We start from the raw sequence: 20,738 nt of genomic DNA on the forward strand, positions 1-20,738 counted from the left end.
GGAAAGGGAATGAGACACTGGCGACGTAAAGCTATGCTGGCGACGCTCCCTGTCATTAGGGATAAGCCGGTGCGCACGCCGTGGCGTGAATTCTGGCGGCGTTTTCTTCAGCAACGCGTCGCGGTTGCCGCAGGTCTGTTTGTACTGTTGCTGATTTTGATCGCGTTTCTGGCACCGTATCTGGTGCCCTATGATGCCGAAAACTATTTCGATTATGAACGCCTGAACGAAGGCCCCTCTGCGGCACATTGGTTGGGCGTTGATTCATTAGGACGTGATATTTTCAGCCGAATCCTGATGGGGACGCGCATTTCGCTGGCCGCGGGCATTCTCTCTGTGCTGGTGGGGATGATTATCGGCACGACGCTGGGGTTGCTGGCGGGCTACTACGAAGGGTGGGCGGACAGAATCATCATGCGTCTATCCGATGTACTGTTTGCCTTCCCCGGTATTCTGCTGGCGATTGCTGTGGTTGCGATTATGGGCAGCGGCATGGCGAATGTGGTGGTTGCCGTGGCGATTTTCAGCATTCCGGCGTTCGCCCGTCTGGTGCGAGGGAATACGCTAGTGCTGAAACAGCTTACCTATATCGAATCTGCTCGCAGTATTGGTGCCAGCGACGGGACGATCCTCTTTCGGCATATTCTACCCGGTTCGGTGTCTTCCATCGTGGTGTTTTTCTCGATGCGGATCGGGATGTCGATCATCACGGCGGCCAGCCTGTCATTTCTGGGGCTTGGTGCCCAGCCGCCGATGCCGGAGTGGGGGGCGATGCTGAATGAGGCGCGGTCAGATATGGTGATTGCACCACATGTTGCGATTTTCCCTAGTCTGGCGATCTTTCTGACGGTTTTGGCGTTTAATTTATTGGGCGATGGCCTGCGCGATGCGCTCGACCCGAAATTGAAAAGCTAACTAAAAAAAGCGCGACAACGATGCCGCGCTTTTCAGCAGTAAAACCGTCAGCGCTTAGAACGAGGTACGTTTGTAGCTGCGGTACTGTGGTTGCCAGAAGTTATGGTCAATCGCTTTCTGCAATGCATCAGCAGACGTTACGACGGCCACACCTTGTAGCTGTGCGGCTTTACCTACGTCCAGTGCGATACGCTTGGACACCAACTGGATATCAGACAGATCCGGCAGCAGAGCGCCTTCACCATTATTCGCCAACGGTGAGCAGTCAGCCAACGCGCGGCTGGCGGCCATCAACATACCGTCACTGATACGCTTGGCACCCGACGCCAGTACACCTAATCCGATACCCGGGAAAATGTAGGAGTTGTTGCACTGTGCGATAGGGAAGACTTTATCCTGATAATTAACCGGAGAGAACGGGCTACCCGTCGCGACTAGCGCAGAGCCATCCGTCCAGCGAATGATATCTTCTGGACGCGCTTCCACGCGAGATGTCGGGTTAGACAGCGGCATCACGATAGGGCGAGCGCAGTGCTTATACATTTCACGGATGATTTCTTCCGTGAACAGACCCGGCTGGCCGGATACGCCGATCAAGATGGTTGGCTTGGCATTGCGTACCACTTCCAGCAATGAAATCGCGTCGCTGTTGCAATCCCAATCAGCCAGCAGTTCACTTTTCTGTACTAACTTACTCTGGAAAGCGAGCAGGTTTGGCAGTTTGTCCGTTAGCAGACCGAAACGGTCAACCATGAAGACGCGTGCGCGAGCTTCTTCTTCGCTCAGCCCTTCGGATTTCATCTGCGCGATGATTTGCTCTGCGATACCACAGCCTGCGGAGCCTGCGCCCAGAAAGGTGACAGTCTGATCGCGCAGCTGCGTACCTGCCGCGCGGCTGGCGGCAATCAAGCTGCCGATAGCGACGGCGGCGGTGCCCTGAATATCATCGTTAAAGCTACAGATCTCATCACGATAGCGGTTCAGCAGCGGTGTGGCGTTTTTCTGTGCGAAGTCTTCAAACTGCAACAGCACGTTCGGCCAGCGGCGTTTCACAGCCTGAATGAACTCATCAACGAAGGCATAGTATTCGTCGTCGGTGATACGTGGATGACGCCAGCCCATATACAGCGGATCGTTCAGACGCTGTGGGTTATTGGTGCCCACATCCAGAACCACCGGCAGGGTGTAGGCCGGGCTGATACCGCCACAGGCGGTGTACAGCGACAGCTTACCGATAGGAATACCCATACCGCCGATACCCTGATCGCCCAGACCGAGAATACGTTCACCGTCGGTCACAACGATGACTTTCACGTTCTGCTTAGTGGCATTTTGCAGCATATCGTCGATATGTGCGCGGTTAGGGTAGGAGATAAACAGACCGCGAGCACGGCGATAGATATCGGAGAAGTGTTCACAGGCTTCGCCAACGGTTGGGGTGTAGATGATAGGCATCATCTCACTGAGGTGACCGTCTAGCAGACGGTAAAACAGCGTCTCGTTGGTATCCTGAATGTTGCGCAGGTAAACGTGTTTTTCAATATCGTGTTTGAATTCCTGATACTGGCGCCAGGCCCGTTCTGCCTGTTCTTCGATGGTTTCAACGGCTTCTGGCAGCAGGCCTGCAAGGTTAAAATCAGCACGTTCTTCTTCAGTAAACGCGCTGCCTTTATTCAGCAGGGGAAATTCGAGCAAGATCGGACCAGCATAGGGGATGTAGAGAGGACGTTTGCTTTCGTATTCTAATTCCATGACTTTTTACTCTTCGGATAACAGAAAAGAAACTCAGGTGTTGTCGATGAAAAACTGCTGTGGATCTTAGATTACCCAGAAAATATGTACAGGGAATGTTAATTAAAATAGTTACAGATGGCTTGCATATTAGTCAAAATACAGGCTTTATCGATTCACCTCTCGTTTTTGATCCTTCCTTCGCTGAATTTTTGCGCTTATCGCAACCCTATTCCTCAATAAAGTGGTGCTCAACGTCGGTGCAACCCAGTTCGGCTAGCATGATTTGTGAGATCGCCCAGTGGCTGACAGTGGCATTACGGCATTCAACGACTGCGGCATGTGTAATGGTGCAAGCATCGTCGCCTGCCAGGTTCATCAGATTTAACGCGGTTTGTAAGGGCGGCAGACTGGGATTGAACGCCGCATTTTCTGCATAGCGACCGGTATAGAGGTTGCCACTCGTGGTTTCCAGCGCAATGCCGCTGATCGCTTTGCTGTAAGGTGCATGGCTACGGTTAGCGGCATCCAGTGCATGACGCGCCAGCGCATTCATACTCTGCAACGTTGCGCCGTGGTGGATATCATCCATCAGGAGGGTATCGATGTTCAGATCGATGGGGCCAAAGGCATCGGGCAGATAGTGGCTAAGCCCCGCAGGCTGGCGACCCGGCAGTTGAATACGCAGTGATGCCGCATTGCGCAATTCATTCATGAACTGGCGGCAGTGGCCGCATGGTGTGTAGTTCACGGTCACGGCTCGCAATCCACGTTCATTGCGCAGCCAGGCATGGCTGATAGCACTTTGCTCTGCATGAACCGTTTGTTGAAGCTGGACGGCGGTGAACTCCATGTTCGCGCCAAAGTAGAAATTTCCGCTGAGCCCTTGCGCAATTGCACCGACCTGAAAATTTGAGATAGGCGCTTGTGCGCAGGCAGCAGCCAGAGGCAATAGCGCAAAGGCCAACGCGTCGGTGTCTAACTGGCTGGCTTTGCAGACGGCATTCACGTCGTCTGCGGTGAGCATGGCGGCGAAATCTGGTTTATCGATCAAGGGACCGATCGCGGCTTGCAGGTTGGCAGGTAATTGCTGGAAGGCATTTTCGAATCGTGGATGCATATCGGCTTACTCTTTTTACCCGTCAATGACGTTATGTTAGAAAGCAGAGTAGCAATAAATTGTGATCAAAATCCCTTTATTGAATGAAATGAATGCAACTTAATCCTTAAATGCGAGATGTATCTCAATTTTATAGCGGGATGATGCGAGCTACGCACCATCCCCGCGAGATTCAGCCAGCAACATGCAAGAGTAGAGGGAAGATTAACGGCGCAATCAGCGACGTGATGATCCCGCAGATGACCAGCGCCAGCGAACTAAATGCGCCTTCCTGATAATCGACTTCGGCGCAGCGCGCCGTGCCGAGTGCGTGCGAAGCGGTGCCCATCGACAGCCCACGCGCGGCTTTGGTTTTGATACCGACGCGGTTGAACAGGGTGTGGCCTAAGACTGCGCCGAGAATACCGACGAAAATCACGCAGACGGCGCTGATAGCCGGAATCCCGCCAATCGAGCTGGCGACGGCCATCGCAATCGGCGTGGTGACGGATTTAGGCAGCACCGAGGCGGCGATTTCTGGCGATGCGCCCATCCACAGCGCCACCAGCGTACCGGAGATAATCGCCGTCAGGCTACCGACGAAGCACACGCTGATGATTGATTTCCAGCGCGCGCGAATTTGATGCAACTGCTCATAAAGCGGAAACGCCAGCGCGACCACCGCCGGTTGCAGCAGGTCGTTAAGGACTTTGCTGCCCTGAAAATAGTGCTCGTAGGGGATCTTCAATACCAGCAGCAGCGGAATAATAATCGCCATCGACACCAGCAGCGGGTTCAACAGCGAAATTCTGGTTAGTACAGCCAGTTTACGTGCGGCGAAAAAAACCATCAGAGTGAGGGGCAGCGACCACCACAAATAGCTGAACATTATTTATCCTTCGGCGGCGTGCGATCGCCAGCTATGGCTCGTTCACGCTGCATTATCTGGGTACTGAAACCGACAACCAACATCACAATAAAGGTACTGATCAGGCAGGAAACCACGATGGGACCAAACTGCTGGCTGACCAGATCGTAATAATTCATCACGCCAACGCCGATGGGGACGAACAGCAGCGCCATGTGACGAATAAGCAGATGGCAGCCGGGTTTTACCCACTGCGCGGGCAGGATTTGCGAGGCAAGAAGGGTGAACAAGACCAGCATACCGATGATACTACCGGGGATAGTGAACGGAAGTAACGCGGATACCGCATTGCCTGCCAGCAGGCAGAGATAAATCAATGCGAAAGCGCGTAAATACTGCCAGCACACGATGAACGTATTACGCATGGGAAATTCCTGATTAGCAGAGAGGATTATCATAACGCTAATGGAATTTATGTGCCACAGCTCACGAATTTTGTTGGGAAGGGAAGGCGAACCTACCTAAAGGATGAACGACATCTATCCGGGGTGAAATGAATCGGGAAGCCGATGAGAGAGAATCGGCTCAACCCCGCGCCAGCGTGGGCGTCGACGTTGAACCGGAAAGGAGCGAGACGGCAAGCGTGTTATTTTACGTCTACGCTCCACTTGGTGATGTTAATCTGCCCATCACCGCCAAAGATCTCGGTGCCAAACTCAACGCTGCTGATATATTTTGTATTGCTCATCCATTTCTTGGTTCCCACTAGATAGTTGGTGAAATGGCGAATATTGAGCGATGCGCTGTTGGTATTGGAGGTACGAACAAAGGAAAAGACATTCCACCCTTTGCCATCACCGGCGTTGATCCAGCCTTTGAATACGTTCCAACTGCTGCCACCGAGGAAAACTGTTTCAATATAATCACCCGCCGGCCCTGCATTAGTGTTATTTAGCCAGATCATTAATTCATCGGTAGGGGGAGAATCCCAACTGGCTTTATCGGTGGTGTGGAACCAAATGTCATAAGCGGCGTTGTAAGTGCCAGTGGATTTGATGGAATAGGTGACGTTACTGGTAATACTTTTCTTACTGGATAATTTTATCGGCAAGCCACTATTTTCCGTATAGCCCGCCGTCCAGTGCCAACCGCTCACCAGCGATGGGTAAGCTTTAACGCTGGAGGAGCTACTTGGCCAATGCCAGTTCCACCCCATGCTGGTTGGGCTATTATAGAAAACCGTTTGCTGCCATCCTTTTACTTCATCTTTTCCCCAGACGTTATTGAATACATAATATTTATTATTCTCAAAATAGAGTTTGTCTGCGTCTTTGGAGGAGCTAACCGCAGAAGCGGTGAATGGAGAGAGTAACAAGGCAGAAAATAATACGGGAAATAATGTGTGGAAGATAGGGTGCGGTTTCTTATTTACTGTAAGCATAATAAATCTCCTTTTAAATATATGCTTGAGGTGTTTAACGTTAAAATCTAACACGTATTCATCAGGTGTCTACGGTTGGTTGAATATAAACTGTGGTGTGCTTAACATTTTATATTTATTTCATTGCTGTCAGAGTAATTCAATACGTTAATCATGAATAAAATGAAAAACTTATTCGTGTGCATAATTATAAGAGCGGTAATGAATGGTTATCATTTGAGATGAAAATAGAGGACCTGTTTTGCGGCGCACGAGTGCGTGCGCCTTGGTTTACCGGTTAGTCAAATAACTGTTCATCACGGATGGCCGCACAGACGGCGTCGGTCAGCTTACGCAATTCATCAGGCTGAATGATAAACGGCGGCATCAGATAAATGAGTCGACCAAACGGTCGAATCCAGACGCCGCGCTCGACAAAGAAACGCTGTAGCCGTGACATATTGACCGGACGCTGTGTTTCCACCACGCCGATAGCACCCAGCACGCGAATGTTCGCCACCAGCGGAGAATCCGCGCAGGGTTGCAGCACTTCTCGCAACTGTCGCTCAATATTTTGCACTTGTTGCTGCCAGCGGTTCTCCGCCAACAGCGACAAACTGGCATTGGCTGCCGCGCAGGCCAGCGGGTTGCCCATAAAGGTAGGGCCATGCATAAAACAGCCTGCGGCACCATTGCTGATGGTTTCGGCCACCATCCGGGTGGTCAGGGTGGCGGAGAGCGTCATATAGCCGCCAGTCAGCGCTTTTCCCAGACACATAATATCCGGTGAAATGCCTGCATGCTCGCAGGCAAACAGCTTGCCGGTGCGGCCAAATCCGGTCGCGATTTCATCGGCAATTAGCAAGATCCCCGATTGATCGCACAATTCCCGTACCCGACGCAGGTAGGCCGGATGGTAAAAACGCATTCCGCCTGCGCCCTGCACGATGGGCTCTAGAATGACGGCGGCGATCTCATGAGCGTGCGCCGACAGCATCGCTTGTAGCGGCGCGATATCGGCTTCCTGCCACTCGTCGGCAAAACCGCCTTTGTTGATAGCAGCACAGGGCGGCGCATCGACAAACAGGTGAGCAGGCAGATAGCCCTGATACAGACTGTGCATCGAGTTCTGTGGATCGCACACGGACATCGCACCGAAGGTATCACCGTGATAGCCATGACGCAGGGTAAGGAAGCGCTGGCGGGTTTCACCGCGTGCTTGCCAATACTGTAGTGCCATTTTCATCGCCACTTCGACGGCCACCGAGCCGGAGTCCGCCAGAAAAACACACTCCAACACATCCGGTGTGATGTCCACCAGTTGACGACACAACGTCACCGCCGCCGGATGGGTGATCCCGCCAAACATCACATGCGACATCTGGCTGAGCTGAGCCTGTACCGCTTGGTTGATGACCGGATGGTTGTAACCGTGAATCGCGGCCCACCACGATGACATACCGTCAATCAGGCGACGTCCGTCATCCAGATGAAGCGCGACGCCGCTGGCCGCTATCACTGGATAGCAGGGCAGCGGTTCGGTCATTGAGGTGTAGGGATGCCAAATGTGGCGCTGGTCAAAAGCAATGTCTTCCGGGCTCATGATGATCTTTCGTCAACCAAAATGGATTCTATTTGGTTGACAGTGTATCGGGTTAATTTACACTGACGAAACGTTTTTAGTTTGGAGATGCCGAAATGGCTAGCCGCATTTACTGGACGCTTGAGCAAGCGCAAGACTTATTTAATAAACCTTTTCTGGAACTGATGTTTGAAGCGCAGCAGATCCACCGACAGCATTTTGATCCCCGTCAGGTGCAGGTAAGCACGTTGCTTTCCATTAAAACTGGCTCCTGCCCTGAAGACTGTAAATACTGTCCACAGAGCTCCCGCTATCGCACTGGGATCGATACCGAGCGTTTAATGCAGGTTGAACAGGTGCTGGAATCGGCCCGTCAGGCGAAAGCCGCAGGATCGACGCGCTTTTGTATGGGGGCGGCGTGGAAAAACCCGCACGAGCGTGACATGCCGTATCTGGAACAGATGGTGCAAGGCGTCAAAGCGATGGGGATGGAAACCTGCATGACGCTGGGAACGCTGCACAACGATCAGGCCGAGCGTCTGGCGTCTGCTGGACTGGATTTCTATAACCATAACCTCGATACCTCACCGGAATTTTACGGCAGCATCATCACCACCCGCACGTATCAGGAACGTCTGGATACGCTGGATAAAGTGCGCGGCGCGGGCATTAAAGTTTGCTCGGGCGGCATCGTCGGGCTGGGTGAAACCGTGCGGGATCGTGCCGGGCTGCTGGTGCAATTGGCTAACCTGCCGACGCCGCCGGAAAGCGTGCCGATCAATATGTTGGTTAAGGTGAAAGGCACGCCGCTGGCGGATAACGAGGATGTCGATCCGTTTGATTTCATTCGTACTATTGCCGTTGCGCGTATCATGATGCCGGCTTCCTATGTACGCCTGTCCGCTGGACGCGAGCAGATGAGTGAACAGACGCAGGCGATGTGCTTTATGGCGGGGGCGAACTCCATTTTCTACGGTTGCAAACTGTTAACGACGCCAAATCCGAAAGAAGATAAGGATCTGGCGCTGTTCCTCAAGTTAGGTCTGAATCCACAGCAAACTGGGACCGAATTTGGAGACAATCAACAGCAGCAGCGCTTGACGGAACAGCTGATTAACGCGGATAGCGAGCAATTTTACAATGCTGCGGTATAGCGCGTGGTGCGCAAACCGCGGGAGAGGGTGTCCTGAATCATGAGCTGGCAGCAACGTATCGAAGCCGCGTTGGTACAGCGTCAGCATGACGATGCTTACCGTGTGCGGCTGGCTAATCAGGGCGGTAGCGGACGCTGGCTGATGCAGGGCGATCGCAGCTATCTGAATTTTTCCAGTAACGATTATCTGGGATTGAGTCATCATCCTGAGATTGTGCGTGCCTGGCAGCAGGGCGCAGAGCAATACGGTATTGGCAGCGGCGGTTCCGGGCATGTGACGGGGTACACCGATGCGCATGCCGCGCTGGAAAACCAACTGGCCGACTGGTTGGGTTATCCGCGTGCGCTGCTGTTTATTTCCGGCTATGCCGCGAATCAGGCCGTGGTGGCCGCGCTGGCACAGCCAGAAGACCGGATTTTTGCCGATAAGCTCAGTCACGCTTCATTACTGGAAGCCGCTGCACAGTCACCCGCGACCCTGCGACGCTTTAAACATAATCAGGCCGATAGCCTGCAAGCGCTGCTGGAGAAACCTACGGATGGCCAGACGCTGGTGGTAACCGAAGGCGTTTTCAGCATGGATGGCGATACCGCGCCGCTGTCGGCGCTGCAAAATCAGTGCAGGGCGCACGATGCCTGGCTGATGGTGGACGATGCGCACGGGATTGGCGTGCTGGGGGATGAAGGTCGCGGCAGCTGTTGGCAGCAGAGTGTCAAACCGGCGCTGCTGATCGTCACGTTCGGCAAGGCGTTTGGGGTGAGCGGTGCGGCGGTGCTGTGTGCCGAACCATTGGCCGAGTACTTCCTGCAATTTGCCCGTCATTTGATTTACAGCACCTCGATGCCAGCGGCACAGGCCTGTGCGTTGAGCGCGGCAGTCAATTGTGTCCGGCAGGGCGACGCGCGGCGTGATGCGCTACAGCGTAACATCGCGCAGTTTCGCGCGGGCTTTTCCAACTCGTCATACCAACTGATGGATTCGCAGAGCGCAATCCAGCCGCTGATTGTTGGTGAGAATGCGCGGGCGCTGGCATTGATGAGCCATCTGCGTGAACAGGGCGTGTGGGTTAGCGCGATGCGGCCGCCGACGGTGCCGCCCGGTAGTGCGCGTCTGAGGATTACGCTGACGGCGGAACATCAGCCGGAAGATATCAGCCGCTTGCTTACGGTATTGCACCATGCTGAAAGAAAACTATAACAAGAAGGCGATTGCGCAGGCGTTTGGGCGTGCGGCGGGGGGCTATGACCGCTTTGCCGAACTGCAACGCACCAGCGGAGAACGCCTGCTGACGTTGATGCCGTCGCACAGTGGTGCAGCGGTGTTGGATGCAGGGTGCGGAACCGGGCATTTTAGTCGCCACTGGCGTCAGATCGGAAAAACGGTCACCGCGCTGGATTTGTCGGTAGACATGCTGGCGTATGCCCGTGAGCAGCACGTTGCCGATCGTTATCTGGAGGGCGATATCGAAAATCTGCCGCTGGTGGATAGCAGCGTGGACATCAGCTACAGCAATCTGGCGGTGCAGTGGTGCGATTCGTTACCGCGTGCGCTGGCCGAGCTGTATCGGGTCACGCGGCCGGGGGGCGTTATTGCGTTTGCGACGCTGGCGGACGGTTCCTTAAGTGAATTGTCGCAGGCGTGGCAGCGTCTGGACGGCACGCAGCGGACGAATCGCTTTCTGTCGCTCTCCTCGATTGGTGCAGCCTGTCAGCGTTATCGGCATCATTTGGTGCAGGAACGTGAAGTGTGCCTTTTTCCCGATGTGCTAGCGCTGATGAAATCGCTCAAGGGAATTGGTGCGACCTGGCTGCATGAAGGGCGCACGCCGGGACTTTTGAGCCGGGCGCGTTTGTCTGCGCTGGCGGCTTGCTATCCGCAACAACAGGGCGGCTACCCGCTCAGTTATCAACTGGTTTATGGAGTAATTTATCGTGATTGAACGCTGGTTTGTGACGGGCACCGATACTGAAGTCGGGAAAACGGTTGCGAGTACGGCGCTGCTTCAGGCCGCGGGTCGCGCCGGATACCGTACCGCTGGCTATAAACCCGTGGCGTCCGGCTGTGAGATGACGGCTGATGGTATTCGCAACAGCGACGCGCTGGTGCTTCAGGCCAATAGCCGTATTCATCTTGATTATCCGATGGTGAACCCACTGGCGTTTATGGAACCGACCTCGCCGCATATTATCAGTGCGGCGGAACAGCGGCCGATTCATCTTTCGGAGCTGTCAGCAGGGTTACGTGCATTAGAAATACAGGCGGATTGGGTGCTGGTCGAAGGCGCTGGCGGGTGGTTTACGCCGCTGTCGGAGCAGGACACGTTTGCCGACTGGGTGGGGCAGGAACAGCTTCCTGTAATTTTGGTCGTCGGTATCAAATTGGGCTGCATTAACCACGCGATGCTCACCGCCTTTGCCATTCAACATGCCGGTTTGCACCTTGGCGGCTGGATCGCTAATGACATCATTCTGCCTGGGAAATGGCATCAGCCGTATCTACAAACGTTGCAACAGCGCTTGCCTGCCCCGATGTTGGGTGAAATTCCTTATTTATCGACTCTCCATCAGCATGATCTAGGGCAGTATATTGATATTGAATTATTAAATAAATGAGCCCTACATCATTCGATTTCAGAACAAAACGGTAAAACCCCCCTTTTAGGGATGACAACAGGTTTTACCATTTATACTGTTATACTGTTATCGATTTAATGAGGGTTAAACCTATACCTTTATTGATACCAATAGATAAAACCTTCGTTGCTTTGCCTCCCCCCTCCCGGTAATACCTGAATTGTGGCATGGTTGTCCCCGCTGTTTTTAGTCTTTTTCCGTCTAATACTTATGCGATAAATCACAGAAAGAGTGTGAAGAAAATCCATATCAGGGGGGATCATGGGTGAAGCGGGTGTTTCTCTAACTCAGGGCTGATGCGGGGTTGTGGGAGTTATCCACCATTTCTGTGGATAACTATGTGTATTATGGATAGACAACGCGTCTTAAGCGAGAGCTGGCGCGGCTTGTCGCTGGGTTGACGCTATTCTCCACGCTTTTGTTAATCTATTTATTATCATATGGTTAAGTAAAATCAAGTGTCTTGAACATCAACGGTGTGTAGTTGCATGAATTAACGTCACTGATCATCCCAGGATGTTACATTTTTACCTAATCTGGGGATAAATCATGATGATTTTATCTGGTAGATTAAAGATGAATGTGCTAGCAAATTAATTCGTCGATTAATCATCCAATCCAGCGATAATTTTCTTGATGCTGTTTTTATATCCAGTATCATGGCGGTGGCAAATTTCATCATTGGCATTCAGAATAAAGTTCCGAGTGTCCCCCCACGAACATCGTATTTAGCGATGAGCAATAACGATAAGTAGCGTGCTTAACGATGAGTAAAGTATTTACACTGAATTCTGACTTTAAACCGGCAGGCGATCAGCCTGAAGCCATTCGTCGTTTAAAAGAGGGTCTGGAAGACGGGCTGGCGCACCAAACGCTGCTTGGGGTAACGGGCTCAGGTAAGACGTTCACCATCGCCAACGTGATCGCTGACCTCAATCGGCCGACGATGATGCTCGCGCCGAATAAAACGTTGGCAGCCCAGCTGTACGGTGAAATGAAAGAATTCTTCCCTGATAACGCCGTCGAGTATTTCGTCTCGTACTATGACTACTATCAGCCAGAGGCTTACGTTCCCAGCTCAGATACCTTTATTGAAAAAGATGCGTCGGTTAACGAACATATCGAACAGATGCGCCTTTCCGCGACAAAAGCGCTGCTGGAGCGGCGCGATGTGATCGTTGTGGCCTCGGTGTCCGCGATCTATGGTCTGGGCGATCCCGATCTCTATCTGAAAATGATGCTGCACCTGACACAGGGGATGCTGATTGATCAGCGCGCTATTTTGCGGCGTCTGGCCGAATTGCAGTATGCCCGTAACGATCAGGCGTTTCAGCGCGGTACGTTCCGCGTGCGCGGTGAGGTGATCGATATCTTCCCAGCAGAATCTGACGAAATCGCGCTGCGCGTTGAACTGTTCGATGAAGAAGTGGAACGACTGTCGCTGTTTGACCCGCTGACGGGTCACGTTCTCCAAACGGTGCCGCGCTATACCATCTATCCAAAAACGCACTACGTCACGCCGCGTGAGCGTATTTTGCAGGCGATGGAAGACATCAAGGTTGAATTGGCTGACCGTAGAAAGGTGCTACTGGCGAACGATAAGCTGGTGGAAGAGCAGCGGTTAAGTCAGCGCACCCAGTTTGATCTGGAGATGATGAACGAGCTGGGTTACTGCTCCGGTATCGAAAACTACTCACGTTACCTTTCCGGTCGTGGCCCCGGCGAGCCACCACCGACGCTGTTTGACTATTTGCCTGCGGACGGGCTGCTGGTCATTGATGAATCCCACGTCACCGTCCCCCAGATCGGCGGTATGTATCGTGGCGACCGCGCGCGTAAAGAGACGCTGGTCGAATACGGTTTCCGGCTGCCTTCAGCGCTGGATAATCGACCGATGAAATTTGAAGAATTTGAAGCGCTGGCTCCACAGACGATCTACGTGTCTGCGACGCCGGGTAACTATGAACTGGAAAAATCGGGCGGTGACGTGATCGATCAGGTGGTTCGCCCCACCGGATTGCTCGATCCGATCATCGAAGTACGGCCTGTTGCGACACAGGTGGATGACCTGCTTTCCGAAATTCGTCTGCGTGCGGCGATTAACGAGCGGGTACTGGTGACCACGCTGACCAAGCGCATGGCGGAAGACCTGACGGAGTATCTGGAAGAACATGGCGAGCGGGTACGTTATCTGCACTCGGATATCGATACCGTCGAGCGCGTGGAAATCATCCGTGATTTACGTCTTGGCGAGTTCGACGTACTGGTAGGGATCAACCTGCTGCGTGAAGGGCTGGATATGCCTGAAGTGTCGCTGGTGGCGATTCTGGATGCTGATAAAGAGGGTTTCCTGCGTTCCGAACGTTCCCTGATCCAGACGATTGGCCGCGCAGCGCGTAACTTGCGTGGCAAAGCCATTCTCTACGGCGACCGGATTACGGCATCAATGGCGAAAGCGATTGGTGAAACGGAGCGCCGCCGCGAGAAGCAGGAAGCCTACAACACCGAGCACGGCATTGTGCCGCAGGGCATCAATAAGAAGATTTCCGATATTCTGCAACTGGGTCGGCCGACGAACAAAGGCAAAGGACGCGGCAACCGTAAAGCGGCAGAACCGACAGCACGTTATGAACTCATGACGCCGAAGGCGCTGGAACTGAAAATTCGCGAGCTGGAAAGCAAGATGTTGACGCATGCGCAGAATCTTGAATTTGAAGAGGCTGCCGCCCTGCGCGATGAAGTACAGGCACTGCGCGCGCAATTTATCGCGGTATCCTAACGATACCAGCGTTCACTGAGGATCAATGATGAATCAGACTATACCGGGTGTTGAGGTGCTGTTTGTGGCAGGTTTCGGGCCCATCGTGAAAGCACTTTCTGCCAGCCATGCGCTCTATGTCGATACGCTGAAGTTGCCGTTGAAACCCGTTGCGGAAGGGAGCGACTATCTGGTAACTGATGTGCTGGATGGCGTGAAGCATTTCGCGCTGTGGCCGCTGTCACAGGCCAGCGAATCCTGTTTCGGGCAGGAGAGTTGGCCTACGCATTTTCTTGAACCACAAAGCTGGCTGGAATTTGAAGTAGCGGATATGGCTGAAGCGACAGAGGCGCTGAAAGCACAGGGCTATGCGTTGTTGGTGGAAAACCGTCTTGAGCCTTGGGGACAGCAGGTCACGCGTTTCCTGAGTCCCGAAGGCGTGCTGATTGGTGTCACTTATACGCCGTGGTTGCGGGATTGAGAGCCCAGCAGCTGTAATGCACGATCGATGGCCTGGCGCAGCAGTTCGCGGTCATGATGGTGAGGCACATCTTCTGCTGCCAGCGGCTGCTGTACGATCAGACGGTCGCCGATCTGGCTGATATCGACTTTTGGACCGACAATCGCGGCATCCACCACGGGTTTCCCTACTTTGTGTTCAATCCAGGATAGCTTCTCCACCAGCGTCAGGCGGGCGGCAGGGTTGCTCTGCTCATTGCCCAGATTGCCGATGTATACCATTGGCGCGGGCGTGCGGCGGAGCGCCTGTGTTAGATCTTCCAGCAGCAGCAGCGGCATCAGACTAGTCAGAAAGCTGCCGGGACCAATCAAAATCAGGTCGGCCTTTGCGATGGCATCAATCGCCTCGCGCGTGGCCTTGACGGCAGGGTACAGCATCAAATCCTGCGGCAAGGCTGCCAGCTGATCGATCTCGACTTCACCATAAACAGGGTCGCCCTGTTCATCGATCGCCATCAAATCGACAGGATGCTCGGACATCGGAATTAAAAAAGCGTCCACCTTGAGCAGGTTGCGAATCAGATTGATGGCTTCCAATGGACGCACGCTCAGGTGGTCGAGCGCTTTTAGCATCAGGTTACCCAGATTGTGTCCGGCAAGTTCACCGTTACCGTTAAACCGGTACTCAAACATTGCGGATGCGACGCTGGGCGTCGTAATCAGTTGATTCAGGCAGTTGCGGGTATCGCCCCAGGCAATGCCGCCTTCAGAGCGACGAATGCGGCCAGTTGAACCACCGTTATCTGTTGTCGTGACTATGCCGGTTAGCCGTGAACCCAGGGAAGAGAGTGAAGACATCACACGACCTAAACCGTGTCCGCCTCCGAGTGCGACAACCCTGTCGAGGTCGGCCAACGTGCGATTGCGCATAGAAACCTTATGAATGAGCCTGAATAATATGAAGTGTTTGTGACAATCGCCGCTAAGGTAGCTGATTTCACCTTAAAACGCGAAAAATCCTCACACCGGCATGACCTGAGACAAATTCAGGCGCGCATTTTTCCGTATGCTATGCAGTATAAGATATTGAAAATTCGCTATATATTTAATTATATACCGATTTTGAGAGTGGTTGACTGCGCTTTTTCGCAGTAGACTGCTTAATGAAATCACGATTCTTGAGCGGTTATCTCGCGGCTGTTTAACGGATAACTGATAGGAATCAAACTCCTAGCCTTGGTGCCTAAGTGATGCGCTTGTTGCGCGTGATACGGTGCCCTGGCCGTGGCCTTCGCGGTCACCAGGGTGCGAGGCAGAAATGCCTGCATCTCCCGTATTTGGAAAGGTGTTTATGGTGAGTCAACTGACTGATGCGTTTGCGCGCAAGTTCTACTATTTGCGTCTGTCTATTACAGACGTCTGCAATTTTCGCTGTACCTACTGTCTGCCGGATGGTTATCAGGCCAAGGGTACGAACCCACATCGCTTTTTATCACTCGATGAAATTCGTCGCGTCAGCCGCGCTTTTGCCGAATTAGGGACGGAAAAAGTCCGCCTCACGGGGGGAGAGCCGTCTTTACGTCGCGATTTCGTCGATATCATTGCTGCGATCCGTGAAAACCCCGCTATCCGCACGCTGGCGGTAACCACCAACGGCTACCGTTTGGCACGCGACGTTGCTCAATGGCGAGATGCCGGATTAACGGCGCTGAACGTGAGCGTCGACAGCCTGGATGCACGCCAGTTTCATGCGATTACCGGGCAGGATAAATTCCGGCAGGTGATGGACGGCATTGATGCGGCCTTTGACTGTGGCTTTGCCAAGGTCAAAGTCAACACCGTGCTGATGCGTGATGTAAACGCAGGCAGCCTGCACACATTCCTCGACTGGATTAAACACCGCCCGATTCAACTCCGCTTTATTGAACTGATGGAAACAGGAGAAGGGGGCGATGTGTTCCGCCGTCATCACGTTTCCGGCGAAGTGATCCGCCAACAGCTCTTGCAGCAAGGGTGGCAACAGCAGCCACGCGCACGCAGCGACGGCCCGGCTCAGGTGTTCAGCCATCCTGACTATCAGGGAGAAATCGGGCTGATTATGCCGTATGAGAAAGACTTCTGCCTGAGTTGCAACCGCCTGCGCGTATCCGCTGTGGGGAATCTTCATCTGTGTCTCTTTGGCGAACAGGGCATTCCGCTGCGTGATTTGCTGGCCGACGATCGCCATCTTGATGATTTGAAAATGCGCATCTCGGGCGGGCTGTCGACGAAGAAGCAGACTCATTTCCTGCATGAAGGCAACAGCGGCATCACGCAAAATCTGTCATTTATCGGCGGTTAATCCACAACATCACTGATTCTTAAAGGAGCCTGACATGAGCAAAGTCAGCAGCGAATTCGTTTCTCTCAATCTTGCCGTTTTGACCGTTTCCGAACGTCGTACAGCGGAAGATGATTCGTCCGGCGACTATCTGCGTGAAGCGGCACTGTCCTCAGGGCACCGCATTGTTGCCAGCGCCATTGTGAAAGAGAATCTGTACCAGATTCGAGCACAGATCTCAGCGTGGATTGCCAGCGACGAGGTGCAGGGCATTCTGATTAATGGCGGGACGGGCTTTACCGCAGGGGATGTGGTGCCGGAAGCCATTAGTGTCTTGTTTGATCGGGAAATTGAAGGTTTCGGCGAACTGTTTCGCATGGTGTCGTATGAAGATATTGGCACGGCGACACTGCAATCCCGTGCGCTTGCCGGTCTGGCTAACCAGACGGTGATTTTCGCTATGCCGGGTTCGACGCGTGCCTGTCGAACCGCATGGGAACGCATCATTCAGGAACAGCTGGATGCGCGCCAGAAACCGTGCAATTTTTACCCGCACTTGAAAAAATCCTCTTAACGGTAAGCCTTATTCACTATGTCATCATCTAAGCCACAATTGACCCACATTAACGCCGCTGGCGAAGCTGCAATGGTAGATGTTTCCGCCAAAGTTGAAACCGTGCGTGAAGCCCGCGCGGAGGCTTTCGTTGAAATGGCACCGCAGACGCTGGCGATGATTATTGCTGGTAGTCACCATAAGGGGGACGTGTTCGCCACCGCGCGCATCGCCGGGATTCAGGCGGCGAAACGTACCTGGGAACTGATTCCGCTCTGTCATCCGCTGTTGCTGAGCAAAGTTGCTGTCGAGCTGGAAGCGCAGCCGGAGCACAATCGGGTTCGTATCGAATCCGTTTGTCGCCTGACGGGGAAAACCGGTGTGGAGATGGAAGCGCTGACGGCGGCTTCTGTTGCTGCGCTGACTATCTATGATATGTGCAAGGCTGTGCAGAAAGATATGGTGATTGGTCCGGTGCGCCTACTGGCGAAAAGCGGCGGCAAATCCGGCGACTTTACGGCGGAGGGATCATGATTACGATTCTGTTTTTTGCACAAGTCCGTGAATTAATCGAAACAGATAGCCTGTCGCTGCCTGCCGAATATGCCACCGTGGAGGATGTTCGACAGGCGTTGTGCCTGCGCGGCTCTCGTTGGGAACTGGCACTGGAATCCGGCAAGTTGCTGGCGGCGGTGAATCAATCACTGGTTGAACTGTCGCACCCGCTACAGGATGGTGATGAAGTCGCCTTTTTTCCACCAGTAACCGGAGGTTGATCGTGGTCGAAACGCGTATTCAGGTTGGCGAAGCGAACTTCAACGTGGGTGATGAGTATCAATGGCTGGCACAGTGTGATGAAGACGGCGCGGTGGTGACGTTTACTGGCAAGGTGCGTAATCACAATCTGGCGAAAAACGTTAGCGCGTTGACGTTGGAACATTACCCCGGCATGACAGAAAAGGCGCTGGCGGAGATTGTTGAGCTGGCACGCGAGCGCTGGGAACTGCCGCGTGTGAGCGTAATTCATCGGGTCGGCGCACTCTATCCGGGCGATGAAATTGTGTTTGTCGGCGTCAGCGCCGCCCACCGCAGCGCGGCGTTTGATGCTGCTCAGTTCATCATGGATTACCTGAAAACCCGGGCGCCGTTCTGGAAGCGGGAAGCGACGCCGGAAGGTGAACGCTGGGTAGCGTCACGCGACAGCGATAAACAGGCTGCGCAGCGCTGGTAGTCGATTTCTGTGTTAGGATAAAAGGATGGCGGGGTGAGCATTTTCATCCTCGATCCCCCAACAGGCGGTTCGCGCCGCGTTAATCAGATAACTTTATGCAAAGGTAACATCATGGACAGATATCCACGCTCGGGTTCAATTGTTGAACGCTCACAGTCTGGTCTTCAGGCCTATATGGCACAGGTTTATGGCTGGATGGGCTGTGGCCTGCTGTTGACGGCGTTCGTCTCCTGGTATGCGGCGAATACGCCTGCGGTATTTGATTTTGTTTTTTCCAGTCAAATCACTTTCTTCGGGTTGATCATTGCTCAACTGGGGCTGGTGTTTGTGATTTCTGGCATGGTGCAGCGTCTGAGCGGCACGGTTGCCACCTCGCTGTTTATGCTTTATTCCGCGCTGACAGGGTTGACGCTTTCCAGTATTTTTGCCGTTTATTCTACCGAGTCCATCGCCAGTACCTTTGTGATTACGGCGGGGATGTTCGGGGCGATGAGCCTGTATGGTTACACCACCAAGCGTGATTTGAGCGGCTTTGGCAGTATGCTGTTCATGGCGCTGATCGGGATTGTGCTGGCCTCGCTGGTGAATCTATGGCTGAAAAGTGAAGCGCTAATGTGGGCAGTAACCTATATCGGTGTGGTGGTGTTTGTCGGTCTGACCGCGTATGACACCCAGAAGCTGAAAAATATCGGCGAGCAGCTATCCGTTGATGACAAAGACAGCTTCCGCAAATACTCCATCGTCGGTGCGTTGACGCTGTACCTCGACTTCATCAACCTGTTCCTGATGTTGTTGCGTATTTTGGGTAATCGTCGTTAATCCTTGCTCATCTATCTGGCGCGGTTCCACGCGCCAGATAGCTTCCTACCTATCTTTTCCTCTTACCTGCTATTACGCAATGTTCCGCCTAAAAATGGCGTAGGCTGCCGAGCCGGTGGTTAGCGTGATGATAAACAGCGGCCATAAACTCCCCCAGATAATGCTGAAATCCGCATCCTTGAGATAAATCTGTTTGGTGATGTCAGTAAAGTGGCGGATCGGGTTAATCCAGGTGGCGTGCTGCAACCAGACTGGCATGTTCTCAACCGGTGAAACATAGCCAGAAAGCAGGATCGCGGGCATCAGGAAGACGAACACCCCGATAAATGCCTGTTGCTGCGTGGCGCACAGCGAGGAAATCAGCAGGCCGAAACCGACCAGCGACAGACCATAGATCAGCATCGTGGTGTAAAACAGCAGCAGCGATCCGGCAAAGGGGATATGGAAAATCAGTATGCCCGCCAGCAGCACGATCGTGGCCTGAAACGTGGCGACAATCAGCGCAGGTACGGCTTTGCCAATGAAAATATGGCTGGTGGAGAGCGGCGAAACCAGCAGTTGTTCCAGCGTACCCTGTTCCCGCTCACGTGCCACAGAAAGCGCGGTCACAATTAGCACGCCAATCGTGGCGATCATGGCAATCAGCGATGGCACTACAAACCATTTGTAGTCCAGATTTGGGTTATACCAGTGGCGTACCACCAGCTCGCTGTTATGTTGAGTAGCGGTACTTTGAACCGTTCTGGTCGCCAGCAGCTCCAACTGATAATCACGCACGATGTGCTGCACGTCGTTAGCGGCGATCTGGGCGCTGTTGGAGCGTCTGCCGTCCAAAATAAGCTGGAGCGATGCGCTATTCCCGTTGGTGATATCACGCGAGAACTGCGGAGGGAAACGCAGAATCAGTAGTGCTCGCTGATTATCCAGCGTCGGTGCCACGTCCTGTGGGCTACGTAGCATCAGCACACGAGAAAAGGATTTTGCCTTGGCAAAGCGCTGTGTCAGTTCTATCGCATGGGAGCCATTGTCTTCGCTGTAAATCGCAATGGTTGCATTGGTCACGTCGAGCGTTGCAGCGAAAGGAAACAAGGAAACCTGAAGGATAACGGGCAACACCAGAATGGAGCGCGTTTGCGGATCGCGCAGCAGCGATTGCAGTTCCTTGATAATCAACGTCCACAGACGATGCAGCATAG

At 53.4% G+C, this 20,738-nt stretch carries 21 protein-coding genes and 1 riboswitch; of the genes, 13 read left to right on the forward strand and 8 right to left on the reverse strand.

Translation table 11 applies throughout. The features are described 5' to 3' along the window. Positions 1-9 precede the first annotated feature (9 nt). The gene (gene gsiD / locus AACH44_RS07845) at positions 10-915 is read left to right on the forward strand and encodes a glutathione ABC transporter permease GsiD (RefSeq protein ID WP_261848535.1); all 906 of its coding nucleotides are present in this window, start codon (positions 10-12) and stop codon (positions 913-915) included. 54 nt (positions 916-969) lie between these two features. On the opposite strand, the gene AACH44_RS07850 is transcribed toward gsiD, so the two are convergent. From AACH44_RS07850 to bioA, 6 genes are all read right to left on the reverse strand, one after another. Then, positions 970-2,667: an NAD-dependent malic enzyme gene (locus AACH44_RS07850; protein ID WP_261848536.1), complete on the reverse strand. Its 1,698-nt coding sequence runs from the start codon at positions 2,665-2,667 to the stop codon at positions 970-972. A 208-nt stretch (positions 2,668-2,875) separates the two neighbouring features. Then, positions 2,876-3,766: a cytidine deaminase gene (gene cdd / locus AACH44_RS07855; RefSeq protein WP_261848537.1), complete on the reverse strand. Its 891-nt coding sequence runs from the start codon at positions 3,764-3,766 to the stop codon at positions 2,876-2,878. A gap of 172 nt (positions 3,767-3,938) precedes the next feature. Then, complete coding sequence (locus AACH44_RS07860) at positions 3,939-4,634, reverse strand: CidB/LrgB family autolysis modulator (RefSeq protein ID WP_261848538.1); 696 nt, start codon at positions 4,632-4,634, stop codon at positions 3,939-3,941. Continuing rightward, positions 4,634-5,038, reverse strand: a complete 405-nt coding sequence (locus AACH44_RS07865) for a CidA/LrgA family protein (RefSeq protein ID WP_261848539.1) — start codon at positions 5,036-5,038, stop codon at positions 4,634-4,636. The genes AACH44_RS07860 and AACH44_RS07865 overlap by 1 nt, the downstream gene beginning before the upstream one ends. 221 nt (positions 5,039-5,259) lie before the next feature. Then, positions 5,260-6,054 carry a GH12 family glycosyl hydrolase domain-containing protein gene (locus AACH44_RS07870; RefSeq protein ID WP_261848540.1) on the reverse strand — a complete coding sequence of 265 codons (795 nt, stop codon included), beginning with the start codon at positions 6,052-6,054 and terminating at the stop codon, positions 5,260-5,262. A gap of 277 nt (positions 6,055-6,331) precedes the next feature. Next, the gene (gene bioA, locus AACH44_RS07875) at positions 6,332-7,636 is read right to left on the reverse strand and encodes an adenosylmethionine--8-amino-7-oxononanoate transaminase (RefSeq protein ID WP_261848541.1); all 1,305 of its coding nucleotides are present in this window, start codon (positions 7,634-7,636) and stop codon (positions 6,332-6,334) included. Positions 7,637-7,731: 95 nt separating this feature from the next. On the opposite strand from bioA, the gene bioB reads away from it, so the two are divergent. The 6 genes from bioB to AACH44_RS07905 all read left to right on the forward strand — a co-directional run bounded on the left by bioB (position 7,732) and on the right by AACH44_RS07905 (position 14,641). Then, positions 7,732-8,769 (forward strand): biotin synthase BioB, encoded by a 1,038-nt coding sequence (gene bioB, locus AACH44_RS07880; RefSeq protein WP_261848542.1) that lies wholly within the window; start codon positions 7,732-7,734, stop codon positions 8,767-8,769. A gap of 39 nt (positions 8,770-8,808) precedes the next feature. Next, the gene (bioF, locus tag AACH44_RS07885; RefSeq protein WP_261848543.1) at positions 8,809-9,966 is read left to right on the forward strand and encodes an 8-amino-7-oxononanoate synthase; all 1,158 of its coding nucleotides are present in this window, start codon (positions 8,809-8,811) and stop codon (positions 9,964-9,966) included. After that, a complete protein-coding gene (bioC, locus tag AACH44_RS07890; RefSeq protein ID WP_261848544.1) occupies positions 9,947-10,708 on the forward strand; it encodes a malonyl-ACP O-methyltransferase BioC in 762 nt (253 codons plus the stop codon). The genes bioF and bioC overlap by 20 nt, the downstream gene beginning before the upstream one ends. Next, complete coding sequence (gene bioD, locus AACH44_RS07895; protein WP_261848545.1) at positions 10,701-11,381, forward strand: dethiobiotin synthase; 681 nt, start codon at positions 10,701-10,703, stop codon at positions 11,379-11,381. The genes bioC and bioD overlap by 8 nt, the downstream gene beginning before the upstream one ends. A 787-nt stretch (positions 11,382-12,168) precedes the next feature. Then, a complete protein-coding gene (gene uvrB / locus AACH44_RS07900) occupies positions 12,169-14,181 on the forward strand; it encodes an excinuclease ABC subunit UvrB (RefSeq protein ID WP_261848546.1) in 2,013 nt (670 codons plus the stop codon). A gap of 28 nt (positions 14,182-14,209) precedes the next feature. Continuing rightward, positions 14,210-14,641 (forward strand): VOC family protein, encoded by a 432-nt coding sequence (locus AACH44_RS07905; protein WP_261848604.1) that lies wholly within the window; start codon positions 14,210-14,212, stop codon positions 14,639-14,641. On the opposite strand, the gene yvcK is transcribed toward AACH44_RS07905, so the two are convergent. Beyond that, a complete protein-coding gene (yvcK, locus tag AACH44_RS07910; protein ID WP_261848547.1) occupies positions 14,617-15,549 on the reverse strand; it encodes a uridine diphosphate-N-acetylglucosamine-binding protein YvcK in 933 nt (310 codons plus the stop codon). The two genes, AACH44_RS07905 and yvcK, sit on opposite strands and share 25 nt — an antisense overlap. A gap of 285 nt (positions 15,550-15,834) precedes the next feature. Continuing rightward, positions 15,835-15,983: riboswitch (molybdenum cofactor riboswitch) on the forward strand. On the opposite strand from yvcK, the gene moaA reads away from it, so the two are divergent. From moaA to AACH44_RS07940, 6 genes are all read left to right on the forward strand, one after another. Continuing rightward, positions 15,971-16,960: a GTP 3',8-cyclase MoaA gene (moaA, locus tag AACH44_RS07915; protein WP_261848548.1), complete on the forward strand. Its 990-nt coding sequence runs from the start codon at positions 15,971-15,973 to the stop codon at positions 16,958-16,960. It overlaps the preceding riboswitch by 13 nt. A gap of 34 nt (positions 16,961-16,994) precedes the next feature. Then, positions 16,995-17,513, forward strand: coding sequence for a molybdenum cofactor biosynthesis protein B (moaB, locus tag AACH44_RS07920; RefSeq protein WP_338659549.1), 519 nt, complete (start codon positions 16,995-16,997; stop codon positions 17,511-17,513). A gap of 18 nt (positions 17,514-17,531) precedes the next feature. Beyond that, complete coding sequence (gene moaC / locus AACH44_RS07925) at positions 17,532-18,026, forward strand: cyclic pyranopterin monophosphate synthase MoaC (RefSeq protein WP_039295623.1); 495 nt, start codon at positions 17,532-17,534, stop codon at positions 18,024-18,026. Continuing rightward, the gene (gene moaD, locus AACH44_RS07930) at positions 18,023-18,268 is read left to right on the forward strand and encodes a molybdopterin synthase sulfur carrier subunit (protein WP_261848550.1); all 246 of its coding nucleotides are present in this window, start codon (positions 18,023-18,025) and stop codon (positions 18,266-18,268) included. The genes moaC and moaD overlap by 4 nt, the downstream gene beginning before the upstream one ends. A gap of 2 nt (positions 18,269-18,270) precedes the next feature. After that, positions 18,271-18,723 (forward strand): molybdopterin synthase catalytic subunit MoaE, encoded by a 453-nt coding sequence (moaE, locus tag AACH44_RS07935; protein WP_338659550.1) that lies wholly within the window; start codon positions 18,271-18,273, stop codon positions 18,721-18,723. A 111-nt stretch (positions 18,724-18,834) separates the two neighbouring features. Then, on the forward strand, positions 18,835-19,542 hold the full coding sequence (locus tag AACH44_RS07940) for a Bax inhibitor-1/YccA family protein (protein ID WP_261848552.1): 708 nt from the start codon (positions 18,835-18,837) through the stop codon (positions 19,540-19,542). A gap of 72 nt (positions 19,543-19,614) precedes the next feature. Here the strand turns inward: AACH44_RS07940 and AACH44_RS07945 are convergent, their stop codons facing one another. Beyond that, positions 19,615-20,736 (reverse strand): ABC transporter permease, encoded by a 1,122-nt coding sequence (locus AACH44_RS07945; protein ID WP_338659551.1) that lies wholly within the window; start codon positions 20,734-20,736, stop codon positions 19,615-19,617. Positions 20,737-20,738 lie beyond the last annotated feature (2 nt).

Source organism: Pectobacterium araliae (genome assembly GCF_037076465.1).
Taxonomy (GTDB): Bacteria; Pseudomonadota; Gammaproteobacteria; order Enterobacterales; family Enterobacteriaceae; genus Pectobacterium; species Pectobacterium araliae.

Excerpts from the sequence above, each read along its gene's own strand:
- moaB (WP_338659549.1), top strand. The coding sequence starts at position 16,995 with ATGAGCAAAGTCAGCAGCGAATTCGTTTCTCTCAATCTTGCCGTTTTG.
- moaA (WP_261848548.1), top strand. The coding sequence starts at position 15,971 with ATGGTGAGTCAACTGACTGATGCGTTTGCGCGCAAGTTCTACTATTTG.
- AACH44_RS07870 (WP_261848540.1), bottom strand. The coding sequence starts at position 6,054 with ATGCTTACAGTAAATAAGAAACCGCACCCTATCTTCCACACATTATTT.
- moaC (WP_039295623.1), top strand. The coding sequence starts at position 17,532 with ATGTCATCATCTAAGCCACAATTGACCCACATTAACGCCGCTGGCGAA.
- bioF (WP_261848543.1), top strand. The coding sequence starts at position 8,809 with ATGAGCTGGCAGCAACGTATCGAAGCCGCGTTGGTACAGCGTCAGCAT.
- AACH44_RS07905 (WP_261848604.1), top strand. The coding sequence starts at position 14,210 with ATGAATCAGACTATACCGGGTGTTGAGGTGCTGTTTGTGGCAGGTTTC.
- yvcK (WP_261848547.1), bottom strand. The coding sequence starts at position 15,549 with ATGCGCAATCGCACGTTGGCCGACCTCGACAGGGTTGTCGCACTCGGA.
- bioA (WP_261848541.1), bottom strand. The coding sequence starts at position 7,636 with ATGAGCCCGGAAGACATTGCTTTTGACCAGCGCCACATTTGGCATCCC.
- AACH44_RS07945 (WP_338659551.1), bottom strand. The coding sequence starts at position 20,736 with ATGCTGCATCGTCTGTGGACGTTGATTATCAAGGAACTGCAATCGCTG.
- AACH44_RS07865 (WP_261848539.1), bottom strand. The coding sequence starts at position 5,038 with ATGCGTAATACGTTCATCGTGTGCTGGCAGTATTTACGCGCTTTCGCA.
- moaD (WP_261848550.1), top strand. The coding sequence starts at position 18,023 with ATGATTACGATTCTGTTTTTTGCACAAGTCCGTGAATTAATCGAAACA.
- AACH44_RS07850 (WP_261848536.1), bottom strand. The coding sequence starts at position 2,667 with ATGGAATTAGAATACGAAAGCAAACGTCCTCTCTACATCCCCTATGCT.
- uvrB (WP_261848546.1), top strand. The coding sequence starts at position 12,169 with ATGAGTAAAGTATTTACACTGAATTCTGACTTTAAACCGGCAGGCGAT.
- bioC (WP_261848544.1), top strand. The coding sequence starts at position 9,947 with ATGCTGAAAGAAAACTATAACAAGAAGGCGATTGCGCAGGCGTTTGGG.
- bioB (WP_261848542.1), top strand. The coding sequence starts at position 7,732 with ATGGCTAGCCGCATTTACTGGACGCTTGAGCAAGCGCAAGACTTATTT.
- gsiD (WP_261848535.1), top strand. The coding sequence starts at position 10 with ATGAGACACTGGCGACGTAAAGCTATGCTGGCGACGCTCCCTGTCATT.
- cdd (WP_261848537.1), bottom strand. The coding sequence starts at position 3,766 with ATGCATCCACGATTCGAAAATGCCTTCCAGCAATTACCTGCCAACCTG.
- AACH44_RS07860 (WP_261848538.1), bottom strand. The coding sequence starts at position 4,634 with ATGTTCAGCTATTTGTGGTGGTCGCTGCCCCTCACTCTGATGGTTTTT.
- AACH44_RS07940 (WP_261848552.1), top strand. The coding sequence starts at position 18,835 with ATGGACAGATATCCACGCTCGGGTTCAATTGTTGAACGCTCACAGTCT.